Raw genomic sequence first — 16099 nt, 5'->3', positions numbered from 1 at the left:
GTGTGCGACAGTCCTCGACGCGTGTGCCGAGCGGCGCGCGCGACCGGGAGGACCACGTGGGCGAACCAGACGGGCTGCTGCGGTCCGGCCTCGCGCCGGAGCCGCGCACGCTCCTCGACCTGCTGGCGGCGACCGTCGCCGCGCACGCCGACGCACCCGCGCTCGACGACGGCAGCACCGTGCTGACGTACCGCGAGCTCGACGTCGCGGTCCGGTCCGCCGCGGCGGGCCTGGCGGCCGAGGGCGTCGGTCCCGGCTCGCGCGTGGGCGTGCGCGTCCCGTCCGGGACCGCGGAGCTGTACACCGCGGTGCTCGCCGTGCTGGCCGCCGGGGCGGCGTACGTGCCGGTCGACGTCGACGACCCCGACGAGCGCGCGCGGACGGTGTTCGCGGAGGCGGGCGTGCAGCGGGTGCTCGGGGAGGGCGACCTGCCGGGGCTGGTGGCGCGCGGGCGCCGGGCGGGGGCTCGCGGCGTGCCCGCGGGGCCGGCGCTCACCGACGACGCCTGGATCATCTTCACCTCCGGCTCGACGGGCGCGCCCAAGGGCGTGGCGGTCACGCACCGCTCGGCGGCGGCGTTCGTGGACGCCGAGGCCCGGCTGTTCCTGCCCGACGCCCCGCTCGGGCCGGGGGACCGGGTGCTCGCGGGGCTGTCCGTGGCGTTCGACGCGAGCTGCGAGGAGATGTGGCTCGCGTGGCGGCACGGCGCCTGCCTGGTGCCCGCGCCCCGGGCCCTGGTGCGCACCGGGATGGACCTCGGGCCGTGGCTCGTCGCGCAGGGCATCACGGTGATCTCCACGGTCCCGACGCTCGCCGGGCTGTGGCGCCCGGAGGAGCTCGGCGGCGTGCGGCTGCTGATCTTCGGCGGCGAGGCGTGCCCGCCCGAGCTGGCGGCGCGGCTCGCGACCCCCGGGCGCGAGGTGTGGAACACGTACGGGCCGACGGAGGCGACGGTCGTCGCGTGCGCCGCGCGGCTGACCGGCGAGGGGCCGGTCCGGATCGGGCTCGCGCTGGACGGCTGGGACCTGGCCGTCGTCGGGGAGGACGGCACCCCGGTCGCCGAGGGCGAGACCGGCGAGCTGATCATCGGCGGCGTCGGCCTGGCCCGGTATCTGGACCCGGTCAAGGACGCGCAGAAGTACGCGCCCGCCCCCGGGCTCGGGTGGGAGCGGGCCTACCGCAGCGGCGACGTGGTCCGGCTCGACCGCGCGGGGCTGCTGTTCGTCGGCCGCGCGGACGACCAGGTGAAGATCGGCGGCCGCCGCATCGAGCTCGGCGAGGTCGACGCGGCGCTCGGGGCGCTGCCCGGCGTGGCCGGTGCCGCGGCGGCGGTGCGGCGCACGCCCGCGGGCACGGCCGTGCTCGCCGGGTACCTGGTGCCCGCGGACGGCGGCACGATCGACCTGGCCGAGGCGCGCACCCGGCTCCGGGCGGTGCTGCCCGCGGCCCTGGTCCCGCAGCTGGCCGTGGTGGACGCCCTGCCCACCCGGGGGTCCGGCAAGGTCGACCGGGACGCGCTGCCGTGGCCGCTGCCCGGGGCCGCCCCGGTCGCGGCCGGGACCGGGGGGTCGACCGGCCTCACCGCGACCGCCGCCTGGGTGGCCGAGCGGTGGACGGCCGCCCTCGGGGCCCCGGTGTCCGGGCCCGACGAGGACTTCTTCGCCAGCGGCGGCGGGTCGCTCGTCGCGGCGCAGCTGGTCTCCGCGCTGCGCGAACGGTTCGGCACCGTGACGGTCGCCGACGTCTACGAGTACCCGCGCCTCGGCGACCTGGCGCGCCGGCTCGACGAGCTCGAGCCGGCGGCGCCCGTCGAGCACCGCGAGGTCGTGCCGACGCCGCGGCGCGCGCAGCTCGCGCAGACCCTGCTCGGGGTGCCGCTCGCCGCGCTCGTCGGGCTGCGCTGGCTCACGTGGCTGCTCGCCGCGGAGCAGCTGCTGGCCGTGACGGGCCTGGTGCCGTGGCTCGAGCCCGCGCCGCACGCCTGGTGGTGGCTCGCGCTGGGCTGGCTGGTGCTGATCAGCCCGCTCGGCCGGATGGGCAGCACCGTGCTGGTCGCGCGGACCGTGCTGCGCGGGCTCCGTCCCGGCCGGTACCCCCGCGGCGGGTCCGTGCACCTGCGGCTGTGGTTCGCGGAGAGCTGGGCGGCGGCCGCCGGTGCGGAGAACCTGTCCTGCGCGCCGTGGACCGCCACGTACGCCCGGGCGCTCGGGGCGAAGGTCGGCGAGGACGTCGACCTGCACACCCCGCCGCCCGTCACCGGCATGCTCACCCTCGGCGACCGGTGCGCCGTCGAGCCCGAGGTCGACCTGCGCGGGCACTGGCTCGACGGCGACGTGCTGCACGTGGGGCGCGTCCGGATCGACAAGCGCGCCACGGTCGGCACCCGCAGCACGATCGGCCCGGGCGTGCGGATCGGCCAGGGCGCGCAGGTGGCCCCGGGCTCCGCCGTGCTCGCGAGCGTCGCGCCGGGCGAGCTCTGGGCCGGGTCGCCCGCGACGTTCGAGGGACCGGCGGTCGCGCTCTGGCCCGGGGGTCGGGCCCCGCGGGGCCGCCGCTGGGTCGCGGTCTACGGGCTCACCGCCGGCGCGCTCGCGGCGCTGCCCGTGGCCGCCGCCGCGTGCGGGCTGCTCGTCGTCGGCGCCGGGCTGCGCGGCGCGGGGTCGTGGGGCGCCGCGTGGGACGACGCCGCGCGGGCCGTGCCGGTCGCGGCGCTGGTGTCGTTCGCGGTGCTCGCGCTCGCCACGCTCGCCGGGGTGCGGCTGCTCGGCACGGGGCTGGCCGAGGGGTACCACCCGGTGCGCAGCCGCACGGGGTGGCAGATCTGGGCGACGCAGCGCCTGATGGACGACGCCCGCTCCGCGCTGTTCCCGCTGTACGCCAGCACGCTCACGCCGGCCTGGCTCCGGGCGCTCGGCGCCCGGGTCGGGCGGGACGTCGAGGCGTCGACCGTGCTCATGCTCCCGTCGCTGACCACGGTCGGCGACGGGGCGTTCCTGGCCGACGACACGCTGATCGGCTCCTACGAGCTCGGCCGCGGGTGGCTGCGCGTCGAGCACGCGAAGGTCGGGAAGAGGGCGTTCCTCGGCAACTCCGGGATGATCGCGCCCGGCCGCGCCGTGCCGAAGCGGGGCCTGGTCGCGGTGCTGTCCGCGACGCCGGAGCGCGCGAAGCCCGGCACGTCGTGGCTGGGGTCGCCGCCCGAGCCGCTGCGCCGCACCCCCGGGGAGTCCGACACGAGCCGGACGTTCGACCCGCCGCTGCGCCTGCGCGTCGCCCGCGCGGTCGTCGAGGCGTGCCGGCTGGTGCCGGTGATCGTCGCGTTCGGGATCGGGGTCGGTGCGCTGCTCGCCCTCCAGGTCGTGGCGGAGTCGTCCGGCCTGGGTGTCGCGGCGCTCGCGTCCCCGGTCGTGGTGCTCGCGGCCGCCGTCGTCGCCTGCGCCGTGGCGGTCGCGGCCAAGTGGCTGCTCGTCGGGCGGCTGCGCGCGGGGGAGCAGCCCCTGTGGAGCGCGTTCGTCTGGCGCAACGAGCTCGCCGACACCTTCCTGGAGCGCGTCGCCGTGCCGTGGCTGGGGCCCGCAGCGGTCGGCTCCCCGGCGATGAACGTCTGGCTCCGCACACTCGGCGCGCGCATCGGCCGGGGGGTCTGGTGCGAGACCTACTGGCTGCCCGAGGCGGACCTCGTCACCCTCGGCGACGGCGCCACGGTCAGCCGCGGGTGCGTGCTCCAGACGCATCTGTTCCATGATCGGGTGATGAGCATCGACACGGTCCGCCTGGACCCCGGCGCGGGCATCGGCCCGCACGGCGTGATCCTGCCCGCCGCGAGCCTCGGGACCGGCGCGGCCGTGGGCCCGGCGTCGCTGGTCCTGCGCGGCGAGGCGATCCCCGCGGGCAGCCGCTGGACCGGCAACCCGGTCGCGCCGGTGACCGCGTGAGCGGCCGGGCCGACGCCGCGGACCCGGACCTGCGGGACCCGTACCTGCCCGACCCGTACCTGCCCGACCGGGTGCCGGGCGGGCTCCGCGTCACGCGGTACGACCTCGAGCTCGACTACCGCGTCGCAAGCAACCGGCTGGACGCGCGAGCCCGGGTGCACGCGACCGCCGACGGCGACCGGGACCGGGTCTCCCTGGACCTCGTCGGGCTCACCGTCACAGGCGTGCTCGTGGACGGCCGGCGGCCCGGACGCTGGTCGCACCGCTCCGGGCGCCTCGAGATCCGGCTGGCCCGGCCCGTGCCCACCGGTACCTCGCTGGTCGTCGAGGTGCAGTACGGCGGCCGGCCCGGCCCGCGGCGTGGTCCGTGGGGCGAGGTCGGCTGGGAGGAGCTGACCGACGGCGTGATCGTCGCCGGCCAGCCGGACGGCGCCCCGTCCTGGTTCCCGTGCGACGACCGTCCGTCCGCCAAGGCCCCGTTCCGGATCGTCGTCACCACCGAGACCGGGTACGAGGTGGTGTGCAACGGCGCGCTGCGGTCCCGCACCGCGCGCGCCAGCCGGGTCCGGTGGGAGTTCGAGCAGGTCGAGCCGACCGCGCCCTACCTCGCCACCGTGCAGATCGGCCGGTACGAGCGGACGACGCTCGCGGACGGCCCCGTGCCGCAGCAGGTGGTCGCCCCCGCGCGGCTGCGATCCGCGCAGGCGCACGACTTCGCCCGGCAGCCGCAGATGATGGCGCTGTTCGCCGACCGGTTCGGGCCCTACCCGTTCGGCCGCTACGACGTGGTGGTCACCGACGACGAGCTGGAGATCCCGCTCGAGGCGCACGGCCTGTCCGTGTTCGGCGCCAACCACGCCGACGGGCGGCGCGGCTCCGAGCGGCTCGTCGCCCACGAGCTCGCGCACCAGTGGTTCGGCAACAGCCTGACGGCCGCGACGTGGCGGGACATCTGGCTGCACGAGGGGTTCGCCGCCTACGCCGAGTGGCTGTGGGAGGAGGAGGCCGGGGGCCGTTCCGCCGACGCGCAGGCCCGCGCCGTGCACGACCGGCTCTCCGGTCTCCCGCAGGACCTGGTGATCGGCGACCCGGGCCGTGAGGACATGTTCGACGACCGGCTGTACAAGCGCGGGGCGCTGACGCTGCACGTGCTGCGGCGCACGCTCGGCGACGGGCAGTTCTTCGACGTGCTGCGCGCGTGGACGCAGCGGTACCGGCACGGCACGGTGACGACGCCGCTGCTCGTGGGCTGCGTGCGGGACGTGACCGGCGCGGACGTCACGGGCCCGCTCGACGCCTGGCTCGCGCGCCCGGCGCTGCCGGCGCTGCCCGGGGCGTCGGTCGCGTCGCGGCTGCGCGGCGGCGCGCGGCGGGTGCTCCTGGCCGAGGGCTGACCGCCGCGCCGCTGGGCTCTGCCGCCGCCCGCCGCCCGCTGCGCCGCGGCCCCGCCCGCCGAGGTCGTCAGTCCTGCACGAGGTCGTCAGTCCTGCACGAGGTCGTCACTCCTGCGGGACGACCTCGTGCCGGTGTGACGACCTCACGCCGCGCTGGACGCGTCCGTCAGGTCGACCGCCGCGACCCGCACCTCCGGGGCGGCGGACCCGGGCGTCGTGCAGGCCAGGGCGGCGAGGTGGTCATCGCCCAGGTCGAGGTCGGTGAGCCACCAGCGGGCACCGGCCGGGGGGTCGAGCTCGGCGGCGGTGGTCCGCACCGTGGGCCGCGGGACGCCGTCGGCGAGCACCACCGCGCGGGGGTCGACCGCCAGCCCGGTGCCGGCGGCCTTGAGCACGGCCTCCTTGCGGACCCACGTCCGCAGCAGCCCGCCCGGTCCCGCGGCGCGCGCCTCCCCGGGCGCGAGGACGACGGCGGCGAGGGCGCGGCCGGGGTCGGCGTCGCGGCGTTCGACGTCGATCCCGACCGGGCCGGCGTCGGACAGCGCGACGGCGACCCGGTCGCCGGAGCGGCTCGTGGACAGGTGCGGGACGGGACCGCCGTCCGCGCGGGCCGCCCACGGGACGCCGTGGTCGGTGCTGCCGCACCGGGGGCAGCGTCGCCGGATCCGGACCGTGTCGGCCGCCACGCCGCACGCGTCGGCGAGGAACCACCGCGCGAGCAGGAGCGCGGTGGCGACCGCGTCCCGGTGGGCGGGCGCGGCGCGGTCGACGCGGAGCCGTTCGTCGGCCGTCAGCCGCCGCGCGAGCCCGGGCCGGACGACGGCGTGGCCGACGAGCAGCAGGGGAGGGGACGCGGGCGCGGGCACGCCCGTCATCATCCCCGGCCCGGAGCGCGGGCCGCCCCCCGGAGCACGGCTGGACCGTTCGAGCCGACACGCTCCCGGCGTGTCCGTCCGAACCGTCCACCCGAGGAGACCGGGCGGGCGCGCGTCAGGCGGCGACGGCCTCGCGGGCGTCGTGGCGCAGGGTCTCGCGGGAGGTGAACCGGCGCACCGTGCCGCGCACGCCGGAGTCGCTGCGGCGGGCGAGCGCCACCCCGACCACGAGGGCACCGAGCAGCGGGCCGACGCCGCACGCCACCATGCCGGCGCGGGCGCCCAGGTGCTCGCACACCCAGCCGATCAGCGTGCCCGACACGGCCTGCGCCCCGAGCAGCACCAGCACGTACAGGGCCATGACGCGGCCGCGGACGTGCGGGGCGACGGTGGTCTGCACCAGCGTGTTGGACCCGGTCAGGTACAGCAGGGTGACGACGCCCATCGCGACGAGCACCGCGATGAACACCGGCTTGCCGGGCGCGAACGCGGCGAGCACCTGCAGGACGCCGATCCCGCCCGCGAGCAGCACCAGGTGCGTGATGCGGCTGCTGCGCCGGCGCGTGGAGAGCAGGGCCCCGGTGAGCGCGCCGACCGCGAGCATCGACGTGAGCAGCGCGTACCCGCCGGCGTCGGTGCGGAACACCTGGTCGGTGTACGACGCGAGCACGGTCGCCATGTTGACGCCGGTCACCGCGACGAAGCCGACCAGGACGACCGACCACAGGATGCGGGGGCTGCGGCGCACGTACGCCAGGCCCTCGCGCAGCTGCCCCTTCGCCCGGGCGACGACCGGGGCCGCGGTGAGCTCGGAGGCGCGCATCACGGCGAGCAGCAGCACGGCGACGAAGCACGCGGTGGCGTTCAGCAGGAACGTCCAGCCCTCGCCGACCGCGCTGATCAGGCCGCCGGCGACCGCGGGGCCGACCAGCCCGCCGAGCTGGAACACGGCGGAGTTCACGCTGATGGCCTGCCGCAGGTGCTGCGGGCCGGCGATCTCGTGCACGAACGCCTGCCGCGCGGGGTTGTCGAAGACCGTCGCCAGCCCGCTGACGAACGCGGCCACCAGCACGTGCCAGGCCTGCACGTGCCCGGACAGCGCGAGCACGCCGATCGCGAGCGTCGAGAGGCCGAAGATCGTCTGGGTGACCATCAGCACCCGGCGGCGCGGGTACCGGTCGGCCACGACGCCCCCGACGAGCCCGAGCAGGAGCATCGGCACGAACTGCAGGGTGACGGTGAGGCCGACCAGGGCGGCGGAGCCGGTGAGGCTGAGCACCAGCCAGTCCTGCGCGACGCGGGCGGCCCAGCCGCCGGTGTTCGTGAGCACCTGCGAGCCGACGTAGAGGCGGAAGTTCCGGACGCCGAGCGCAGCGAGCGTGGCGTTCCGCGCCCGGGGGGCGGGGGCGTCGGCGGTCGCGTCCGTCGGGCTGGCGGCGGGCGAGGGCCGGCGGTGCAGCGCGAGCCGGGGGCGGTGCAGCGTCCGGGAGACGCGGGCGGGTCCGGCGGGCCGGGCGGGGCGGCGGGTACGGGTCGGGGACAGGGACGGGCGTCGAGCCGGTGACACAGGTGTTCCTTGCTGAGGGGGAGAGGCTGGTGTCGTGCGGAACGGGTGCGGACGCGTTCGTGACGGGTCCGCCGAATCGTCGGTTGCCTCTACGATACGTCGCACCGCCTCATTTTTCGACGTCATGACGGCTATCAGTGTGATCATGTTGTGTAATGATCGCGACGCGTCGTCGCAGGTCAGAGACGATCCGGACAAATCGGAGGACCGGCATGTTTGACCCCGACCAGCTCCGGACTTTCCTCGCTGTTTCCGAGACGTTGAACTTCACGCGGGCCGCTGCACGGCTCGGTCTGTCGCAGCCCACGGTCAGCCAGCACGTCCGCAAGCTCGAGGACGCCGCGGGGCGCCGGCTGCTCGACCGGGACACCCGCGGCGTGCAGCTCACCGACGACGGGCAGGCGATGGCGTCGTTCGCCCGGACCATCCTGGCGGCGCACGACGAGGCCCAGCGGTACTTCACGGGCTCCGCGATGCACGGGCGGCTCCGGTTCGGGGCGGCCGACGACCTCGCGCTCGCCCAGCTGCCCCGCGTGCTCCGGGACTTCCGCCGCCTGCACCCGCGGATCAACCTCGAGCTCACGGTCGCCCAGAGCGGCGCCCTGCACCGGCGCCTGCGGGCCGGCCAGCTCGACCTCGTGTTCATCAAGGAGGCCGCGGGCCAGGCCGAGGGGCAGCTCGTCCGGCGGGACCGGCTGGTCTGGGTGGCGCTGCCGGGCACGACGGTCGACCCGGACACCCCGGTCCCGCTCATCACCTACCAGGGCACGTCGCTCACCCGGCAGGCGGCCGTCGCCGCGCTCACCGACGCGGGCCGGCCCTGGCGCATCACCTGCAAGACGGTCGAGGTGAACGGGGTCCTCGCGGCGCTGCGGGCCGGCATCGGGATCGCCGTGCTGCCGCAGAGCCTGATCCCGGACGACCTGGTCCAGCTCCCCGCGGGGACCGGCCTGCCGGGGCTCGGCGACGTCGACATCACCCTGGTCGCGAACCCCCAGTCGGCCGCCGAGCCGATCGCCGCGCTCACGAACGCGATCCTCGGCACCTCGCCGCGCTGAGCAGGGCTGACGCCGACGCCACGGCTGCGCTAACGTCGCGCGCGGCCCGCCCGTGGGCCCCCATCTCGAGAGGACCACCGTGGCCTGCGCCGACTACTTCCTGACCGGGTCTCCCGAAGCCGCGCGCACCGCGCTCGCCGCCGCGCTGGCCGAGCACGGCTTCACCGTGACGACCGAGCCGAACGGCACCTGGACCGTCGCCCGCGGCAGCGTGGCCGCGACCGCCCTGCTCGGGGCGCTGGCGGGGCGCAAGAGCCAGCGGCTGGTGTACGCGGTGCAGTTCTTCGACCACCAGGGCGCCCCGGTCGCGCGGTTCTTCCGGGAGTCCGGGGCCGGCGGGATGGGCGGCGCGTTCGGGCTGCAGCGCTCCGAGTCCGTGTTCGCCGAGGTGAGCGAGGCCGTTGCCGCGCGGCTCGCGCAGCAGGGCCTGCTCGTCAACGTGGTCCGCGCCTCCTGACACCGGCGCGGGCGGCGACACCGCGCCGACCCGCGCCGGGAATCCGGGCGACACACCGCCTGGTTACGCTGCGAGAGGGTCCGCGGGCGCGGGCCGGACTGGGGAGAGCGTCAGTGGCACAGGGTGTGGTGGCCGAGGGCCTGCAGGTCGGGTACGCGGCGATGCTGGAGCAGTTCCATCCGACGGAGGCCGTCGAGCTGTCCGCCTACGCGGAGAGCCGGGGCTTCCTGGGCACCATGGCGGCCGACCACTACCAGCCGTGGGTGCCGCAGCAGGGGCAGTCCGCGTTCGTGTGGAACGTGCTGGCCGCGCTCGGCGAGCGCACCACCGGCGACATGGGCCCGGGGGTCACGGCGCCGACGTTCCGCTGGCACCCCGCGATGGTCGCGCAGGCGTCCGCCACGCTCGCCGCGATGTACCCGGGCCGGCACTGGCTCGGCCTGGGCTCCGGCGAGGCGCTGAACGAGCACATCACCGCGAGCTACTGGCCGGAGGCGCCGGAGCGCATCAACCGGATGTTCGAGGCCATCGAGATCATCAAGAAGCTGTTCTCGGCCTCGCTCGCCGGCAAGGACGTCAAGCACGCCGGGCAGTTCTACAAGCTCGAGAGCACGCGCCTGTGGACCATGCCCGAGGTCGCCCCGGAGATCCTGGTCGCCACGGCGGGCCCCGTCACCGCCAAGCGCGCCGGCAAGCACGCGGACGGGCTCATCACCGTCGGTGCGCCGCTCGAGAAGATCAGCGGGCTGTTCGGGAAGTTCGACGAGGGCGTCCGCGAGTCCGGCCGGAACCCCGAGGACCTGCCGAAGGTGCTGCAGCTGCACCTGTCGTGGGCGGAGACCGACGAGCACGCCATGGAGAACGCCATGACCGAGTGGCCGAACGGCGGCATGAAGTTCCCGAAGGGCGACATCCGCTCGCCGTTCGACTTCGCGCAGATGGCCAAGCTCGTCCGCCCGGAGGACTTCGAGGGCCGTATGGTCATCTCCGCCGACCCCGACGTGCACCGCGCCGAGATCCAGAAGTACGTCGACCTCGGCTTCGACCGGGTGTACCTGCACAACGTGGGCCGCAACCAGCGCGAGTGGATCGACGTGTTCGGCCGCGACGTGCTCCCGAAGCTGGTGCGCTGACGGTGTCCGACGGGCCCGGGTCGGGTGCGGCGGACGTCCTGACCGCGTGGGGCGTCCCGGGCATCGGCGAGGTCGAGCCCGGCGACGACCTGGCGGTCCTGCTCGGGGACGCGCTCGCGGCCGACGCCGCCGCCCGGCCCGCGACCGCGCTGGCCGACGGCGACGTGCTGGTCGTGACCAGCAAGATCGTCTCCAAGGCCGAGGGGCGGGTCGTGCAGGCCGCGGACCGCGAGTCGGCGATCACCGCCGAGACCGTGCGCGTCGTCGCGACCCGGGAGCACCCGGGGGGCGTGACGCGGATCGTCGAGAACCGGCTGGGGCTCGTCATGGCCGCCGCCGGCGTCGACGCGTCCAACACCCCCGACGGGACCGTGCTGCTGCTGCCGCACGACCCGGACGCCACCGCCCGGGCGCTGCGGTCCGCGGTCCAGGCACGGTTCGGCGTGCGGGTGGGCGTGCTGGTCACCGACACCGCCGGGCGACCCTGGCGGCAGGGGCAGACCGACATCGCCATCGGTGCCGCGGGGGTGCGGGTGCTCGACGACCTGCGCGGGTCGACGGACACCCACGGCCGCACGCTGCAGGTCAGCGTCGCGGCGCTCGCGGACGAGATCGCCGCAGCCGCCGAGCTCGTCAAGGGGAAGGCGACCGGCCGTCCGCTCGCCGTGGTCCGGGGGATGGCGCACGCCGTCACCGACGAGGACGGTCCCGGGGCGCGGGCGCTCGTGCGCGTGGGACCGGACGACATGTTCGCGGAGGGCACCGCCGAGGCGTACGCCCGGGGCTGGAAGGACGCGACAGGCGGCGACGCCGGGCGCGAGCAGGGCAGGACCGAAGGAGGACTGGAGTGAGCGACAGCGCGACGTACCGGTACAGCGGGGGCACGTGGGGCGGAGACCCGACGGCGACCCCGAGCCTGACCGTCGAGGTCCAGCACGGTGACATCGCCGTGGTCGACTACGCGCCGTCGCCGACCAGCGCCGGCCGGTTCTACCTCGGGTTCCAGCCCCGCGACTTCTTCGACGACCCGGCCGAGAGCGACCCGGTCGACATCGACGCCGAGGCCGAGGGCTTCGCCGCGTGGGCGGAGCTCGTGGGCGTCGACGACGTGCAGCCCGGCGAGGTCCGGCGGCTGATGGCCCTCGAGGGCCGCGAGCCGGACGACACCTTCGTCGAGGAGACGGTGGTGCGGCTGCTGCGCCTCGTGAACCTCCCGCTGCCGGACGGGCTCACCGGCTGAGCCGCGGGGCCGCGCGCCCGCGGGGGCGTCAGCGGGGCGGCTGCTCCGCCGCCATCTGCGCCGACTGGCCGGTCGCCCCCGGCTCGCCGGCCGGGATCGGCTCGGCGATCACCGCGGTGCCGTACGCGCAGACCTCGCTGAACTGACCGATCGAGTCGGTGTCGAACCGCATCGCGACGATGGCGTTCGCCCCGCGGCGCGTCGCCTCCTCGTTCATGCGGCGCATCACCTCGTGGCGGCTCTCGTACATGATCTTCGTGTACTCCGGGATCTCGCCGCCGCCGATGGACCGGAACCCGGCCGTGACGTTCGCGCCGATGTTCGTCGAGCGCACCGTCAGGCCCATCACCTCGCCGAGCACCGCCTGGATGCGGTAGCCGGGGATCTCGTTGCTGGTCACCACGATCATGCGCCCGATCGTCCCACGCGGGCCGAGCGGGACGGCTGCGCCGGGCGGGTGACGTCAGATGACGTCCCGCAGGACAGCGACCACGCACCAGTGGACGACGAACGCGAGCAGCACGATCGCCCCCGCCCCGACCCACCGGGGCCAGCCGGCCGGGGACCGCCGCAGGTGGGAGGCGGCGAGCACGGCCGCACCCATGCCCAGCGCGGCGCCGAGGGCACCGCCGATGAGCACCAGCGCCACGACGGGCGCCAGCAGCCACCACGCCCCGCGCGGCAGGGGCGGGGCGGTCAGGACCTTCTCCTCCCCGACCCGCAGGACCGGTGCCAGCTGCTTCCAGTCGAGCGAGGTGTCGACGACCCGCGCGTCCCCGGCGTCGTCGGTGAGCACGTAGCGCCCGAGACGGTCCCGCGGCAGCTCGACGCCGTCGACCGTCAGCCGCGGCCTCGAGCCGAAGGGGCGCTCGACGACGACGTCGCGGCCGTGGACCCGGACCTGGTGCGGCATGGCTGCAGTCTTCACCAGGGCGGGCCCGGTCCGGGGTCGAACGGACCGGGAAGATCAGGCGGTCGCGCGGGCGGCGGCCTTCGCGGCCTTCTTCGTCTCGCGCACCTTCCCGAGCGACACGGCGTCGCGGACGTCGGCGATCGAGCGCGGGACGTCGTCCCCGTAGGCGCCCGCGGCCTCCCGCCACCCGGCGGGCTCGACGCCCCGCTGCTTGCCGAGCAGCGCCAGGAAGATGCGGGCCTTCTGGTCGCCGAACCCGGGCAGCGCCTTGAGCCGCTTCAGGACGGTCGCGCCGTCGGGGTCGCCGTCGGTCCACAGGCGGGTGACGTCGCCGTCGTACTCGTCGGCGACCGCGCGGGCGACGGCCTGGATGCGGGCGGCCATCGAGCCGGGGAACCGGTGGACCGCCGGCGGCGTGGCGCACAGGGCGGCGAACTCCTCGGGGTCCGCCTCGGCGATCCGGCGGACGTCGAACCCGTCCATGCGCGCGGCGATCTTCGCCGGCCCGGCGAACGCCGACTCCATCGTGACCTGCTGGTCGAGCAGCATCCCGACGAGCAGCGCGAACGGGTCGGAGTCGAGCAGTCGGTCCGCGTCGGGGTCGCCGGTGAGCCAGAGCGTCATGCTTCCAGCATGGCACGACCGGCGCGGCGTGAGCGTAGTCAGCCGACGACTCGTAGCCAATCCCGTACGCGGACCTCCATTCGCTCAACGTCGGCGTCGGTCAGGGTTCCGGTGTGAGCCAATGCGCGCCGGGTTCGGTTCAGCTCCGCGAAGTAGTAGTTCACCCACGCTTGATCGCCAAGCAGAGGCTCAAAGTGCTGCCACTGACTTGCAATGATATCCCCGTACTGGGGGAAATCGACGTACGAGAGAAGAGAGTCGCCTCGCGGGCCGTGCCAGCGCGCCTTCTGATCATCTACCTGGCGTCGTTCGGCGCTCTTTCGTATAGTCGAATCTACGCCGTGAGTCCACCACTCTTCGGCGCCGAATGCTTCCCTAAGCGTCACTTCTACGAGTTCGCGAATGGAGTTCTCAAGGCAATACAATAGCTCGTAGACCTGGCCCATAGCTTCCGCCTGGGCGCGAGCAGTCGGCGAGAACTGTTCGATCGGGCTCTGAGTTGCGCGGTCGGAGGAGCTACTGCTGCTTGGAACCCCCACGCTGCGGTTCGTCGCCATAGCGCGGAACAAGAATGCTTGAACCTCGGCTTCGAACTGACTCACGTGAGGTTCGCCTTCAAGCTCCTGAATATCGCATCATAGACAGCGACATCTGTGGACAACGGCAGGTGGACATGGACATCGTGACGCAATGAAATGTGCGCGGGTCCCGTGGTGTCAGCGGCTGAGCCATTGACGCGCGTGGACTCGGAAGGCGTGGTGGCCTCACTAGGCTGAGGCGCCTCCTCGCTGGGAAGTGGTTCAGCGGCGGTTGAGAAGTCGGCCAGGTCGGCAAGCGTCTTGAAAGTGGCCGCCATTTTCTGCGTGACCGACGATCCCTTGTCGGAGAGTCGCGCGAACATGCCGTTCAGGTCAGTCAGGGAGCGGTGCTGCGCGTCCGTATCGATGGCGAACAGATCTCGATATGCCTCGCGCAAGCCGGAGGCAAGCACCTGCCTCGCGAGTGTGGAGTCCTTGTACTCGCGATAACGAGCTGTGGGTCGGCCGCCAGCATCCAAGAGCCCGATGGATTTCATCACCGGAATCATTGGTCGGTCGGAGGAGCTGGCGTACCCTAGCTGCTTCAAGAACTCGTAAGTGAAGGTCTCGGGTACGGCGGCCTTTTGGATGGCGCTCAGGATGTCAGCCGTGTTCTTCGTGCTCGTCAGGTAGGCGCTCGGCACACTCATGGCCAGACACTAGAGGATCGACCCCACCCACCGGGCGAGATTCAGAACCTCATGGTTAACGGATGCTGTGGTCGAGCAGCATCCCGACGAGCAGCGCGAACGGGTCGGAGTCGAGCAGGCGGTCCGCGTCGGGGTCGCCGGTGAGCCAGAGCGTCATGGGGCCATCCTCGCACCGCGCCCGCGGGGGGTCACGGGGCGACGGGCGCCGCGGTGACCGGGTCCAGCCCGACGGTGCCGAGCGGCACGGTCGACGCCGCGGGCCAGCGCAGGTCCGGGCACTCGGCGGCCGTCCGGCAGAAGCGCGCCGGCTCGTGGGCGCCCCAGCCGGCGGGGATCGCGACCAGGCCGACGAGGCAGCCGGTGAGGGTCAGCACGGACATCACGCGCTGTCGCACGCTCATGCCGGTCACCCCCCTCCGCCGCCGGGCACGCTGCCGGGCGCTGCACCTCACCCCATCGGCCGCGGGTGCGCGCTGTCGAGGGCTGGACCGGGTGATCGGGGGGTGTCGTGCGGCACGCTTCCGGTGCCAGGATCGACGGACGCACCGGAGGGGAGCAGCCGTGGGAGAGGTCGCGGAGTACGTGAGCTCGCTGCGCGGGCCCGAGCACGACGTGGTGGCCGGACTGCTGGACCGGGCGCGGGCGCTGGTGCCCGACGTCGAGGAGGGCACGAGCTACGGGCTCGCGGCCTTCCGGTACCGGGGGCGGCCGCTCGTGAGCGTCGTCGTGGGGGACCGCGGCTGCACGGCGTACCCCTTCAGCTCCGACGTCACCGCGAGCGTGCTGGCGACGCTGGAGGGCTTCGACGCCACGAAGGGCGGGATCCGGTGCACCGCGGACCACCCGCTGCCGCCCGAGGCGTTCGACGCGCTGGTGCGCGAGCGGCGCGCGGAGATCGACGCGGCGCTCGACCGGGGGAGGCGCGGGGACTGACCGCCGGACGCCGGCCCGCTGGCGACCGGTGCCGCGCGTAAGGTGCCTGCGTGCTGCTCGGTCGCTGGGTCCTGGTCGTCCCCGTCAAGGACGCGCGTCGCGGCAAGACCCGCCTCGCCGACGTGCTCGAGCCGGGCGCCCGCGCCGCGCTGGTCCGCGCGATGGCGCTGGACACCGTCGAGGCGGTCCTGGCGGCGCCGCGGGTCGCTCGGGTGCTGGTCGTGACCGCCGACCCCGAGGTGGGCGGGGGCGCCGGGGCGCTGCGGCGGGCGCGGGTGCTGCCCGAGCCGCCGGCCGCCGCCGACGACGCGCGGGGCGGCTGGGCCTCGCTGGACCGGGCCGTGTCCGCCGGGGTGGCCGCCGCCCGCGCCGAGGCGCCGACCGCGCACGTGGGGGTGCTGCTCGGGGACCTGCCCGGGCTGGACCCCGCGGAGCTCGACGCGGCGCTCGCGGCGGCCGAGGCGCACCCGCTCGCGGTGGTCCCCGACGCCGAGGGGACCGGCACCACGCTGCTCACCGCCCGCACCGGCGAGCGGCTGCAGCCGGCGTTCGGCGGCGGGTCGGCGGCGGCGCACCAGCGGCTCGGGCACGTGGTCGTCGACCTGCCCGCGGGCTCCACGCTGCGGCACGACGTGGACGTGCCGGAGGACCTGACCGCGCTCCTGGAGCGGGGCGTCGGCGGGCGGACCGGGGCGCTGCTGCGGCGGCTGGGGCCGCTCGGCTGACCCTGTGCGGAGCGGCT

The 16099-nt window shown here is 75.2% G+C and carries 17 protein-coding genes and 1 pseudogene; 9 read left to right on the top strand and 9 right to left on the bottom strand.

Annotated elements, in window-relative coordinates:
- The first annotated feature begins 56 nt into the window (after positions 1–56).
- Together QNH85_RS05760 and QNH85_RS05755 are read left to right on the top strand one after the other, a co-directional pair.
- Positions 57–3935 (top strand): Pls/PosA family non-ribosomal peptide synthetase, encoded by a 3879-nt coding sequence (locus tag QNH85_RS05760; protein ID WP_282945276.1) that lies wholly within the window; start codon positions 57–59, stop codon positions 3933–3935.
- Positions 3932–5329: a M1 family metallopeptidase gene (locus QNH85_RS05755; RefSeq protein ID WP_282945275.1), complete on the top strand. Its 1398-nt coding sequence runs from the start codon at positions 3932–3934 to the stop codon at positions 5327–5329. The genes QNH85_RS05760 and QNH85_RS05755 overlap by 4 nt, the downstream gene beginning before the upstream one ends.
- A 143-nt stretch (positions 5330–5472) precedes the next feature.
- On the opposite strand, the gene QNH85_RS05750 is transcribed toward QNH85_RS05755, so the two are convergent.
- Both QNH85_RS05750 and QNH85_RS05745 read right to left on the bottom strand, forming a co-directional pair.
- Positions 5473–6195 carry a 4'-phosphopantetheinyl transferase family protein gene (locus tag QNH85_RS05750; protein ID WP_282945274.1) on the bottom strand — a complete coding sequence of 241 codons (723 nt, stop codon included), beginning with the start codon at positions 6193–6195 and terminating at the stop codon, positions 5473–5475.
- Positions 6196–6319: 124 nt separating this feature from the next.
- A complete protein-coding gene (locus tag QNH85_RS05745; protein ID WP_282945273.1) occupies positions 6320–7771 on the bottom strand; it encodes an MFS transporter in 1452 nt (483 codons plus the stop codon).
- Positions 7772–7983: 212 nt separating this feature from the next.
- Here QNH85_RS05745 and QNH85_RS05740 point away from each other — a divergent pair, with 212 nt between their 5' ends.
- From QNH85_RS05740 to QNH85_RS05720, 5 genes are all read left to right on the top strand, one after another.
- Entirely contained in the window at positions 7984–8829 is an 846-nt protein-coding gene (locus QNH85_RS05740; protein ID WP_213283723.1) for a LysR family transcriptional regulator, read from the top strand.
- A 79-nt stretch (positions 8830–8908) separates the two neighbouring features.
- On the top strand, positions 8909–9286 hold the full coding sequence (locus QNH85_RS05735; protein WP_282945272.1) for a hypothetical protein: 378 nt from the start codon (positions 8909–8911) through the stop codon (positions 9284–9286).
- Between the two features lie 113 nt (positions 9287–9399).
- On the top strand, positions 9400–10419 hold the full coding sequence (locus QNH85_RS05730; protein WP_282945271.1) for a TIGR03557 family F420-dependent LLM class oxidoreductase: 1020 nt from the start codon (positions 9400–9402) through the stop codon (positions 10417–10419).
- Positions 10420–10421: 2 nt separating this feature from the next.
- The gene (locus tag QNH85_RS05725) at positions 10422–11270 is read left to right on the top strand and encodes a coenzyme F420-0:L-glutamate ligase (RefSeq protein WP_282945270.1); all 849 of its coding nucleotides are present in this window, start codon (positions 10422–10424) and stop codon (positions 11268–11270) included.
- Entirely contained in the window at positions 11267–11659 is a 393-nt protein-coding gene (locus QNH85_RS05720; protein WP_282945269.1) for a hypothetical protein, read from the top strand. Before QNH85_RS05725 ends, QNH85_RS05720 begins: the two co-directional genes overlap by 4 nt.
- Before the next feature lie 28 nt (positions 11660–11687).
- Here the strand turns inward: QNH85_RS05720 and QNH85_RS05715 are convergent, their stop codons facing one another.
- From QNH85_RS05715 to QNH85_RS05685, 7 genes and pseudogenes are all read right to left on the bottom strand, one after another.
- Complete coding sequence (locus tag QNH85_RS05715) at positions 11688–12068, bottom strand: YbjQ family protein (protein ID WP_213283719.1); 381 nt, start codon at positions 12066–12068, stop codon at positions 11688–11690.
- Positions 12069–12122: 54 nt separating this feature from the next.
- The gene (locus QNH85_RS05710) at positions 12123–12572 is read right to left on the bottom strand and encodes a hypothetical protein (protein ID WP_282945268.1); all 450 of its coding nucleotides are present in this window, start codon (positions 12570–12572) and stop codon (positions 12123–12125) included.
- A gap of 54 nt (positions 12573–12626) precedes the next feature.
- Positions 12627–13196 carry an HhH-GPD-type base excision DNA repair protein gene (locus QNH85_RS05705; protein WP_282945267.1) on the bottom strand — a complete coding sequence of 190 codons (570 nt, stop codon included), beginning with the start codon at positions 13194–13196 and terminating at the stop codon, positions 12627–12629.
- Between the two features lie 38 nt (positions 13197–13234).
- Positions 13235–13798 carry a Swt1 family HEPN domain-containing protein gene (locus QNH85_RS05700; RefSeq protein ID WP_282945266.1) on the bottom strand — a complete coding sequence of 188 codons (564 nt, stop codon included), beginning with the start codon at positions 13796–13798 and terminating at the stop codon, positions 13235–13237.
- Positions 13795–14424, bottom strand: coding sequence for a DUF5343 domain-containing protein (locus tag QNH85_RS05695; protein WP_282945265.1), 630 nt, complete (start codon positions 14422–14424; stop codon positions 13795–13797). The genes QNH85_RS05700 and QNH85_RS05695 overlap by 4 nt, the downstream gene beginning before the upstream one ends.
- Before the next feature lie 61 nt (positions 14425–14485).
- Positions 14486–14581 (bottom strand): annotated as a pseudogene (locus QNH85_RS05690) (HhH-GPD-type base excision DNA repair protein); the annotation flags it as partial.
- A gap of 31 nt (positions 14582–14612) precedes the next feature.
- Positions 14613–14825 carry a hypothetical protein gene (locus QNH85_RS05685; protein ID WP_282945264.1) on the bottom strand — a complete coding sequence of 71 codons (213 nt, stop codon included), beginning with the start codon at positions 14823–14825 and terminating at the stop codon, positions 14613–14615.
- A 160-nt stretch (positions 14826–14985) separates the two neighbouring features.
- Here QNH85_RS05685 and QNH85_RS05680 point away from each other — a divergent pair, with 160 nt between their 5' ends.
- A complete protein-coding gene (locus QNH85_RS05680) occupies positions 14986–15357 on the top strand; it encodes an iron chaperone (RefSeq protein ID WP_282945263.1) in 372 nt (123 codons plus the stop codon).
- A gap of 50 nt (positions 15358–15407) precedes the next feature.
- Positions 15408–16082, top strand: coding sequence for a 2-phospho-L-lactate guanylyltransferase (gene cofC / locus QNH85_RS05675; RefSeq protein ID WP_282945262.1), 675 nt, complete (start codon positions 15408–15410; stop codon positions 16080–16082).
- Positions 16083–16099 lie beyond the last annotated feature (17 nt).

This window comes from Cellulomonas endometrii (genome assembly GCF_949769265.1).
GTDB classification, from domain to species: domain Bacteria; phylum Actinomycetota; class Actinomycetes; order Actinomycetales; family Cellulomonadaceae; genus Cellulomonas; species Cellulomonas endometrii.
The sequence above is the reverse complement of the archived record's forward strand: the minus strand, read 5'-3'. Positions and strand labels throughout refer to the sequence as shown.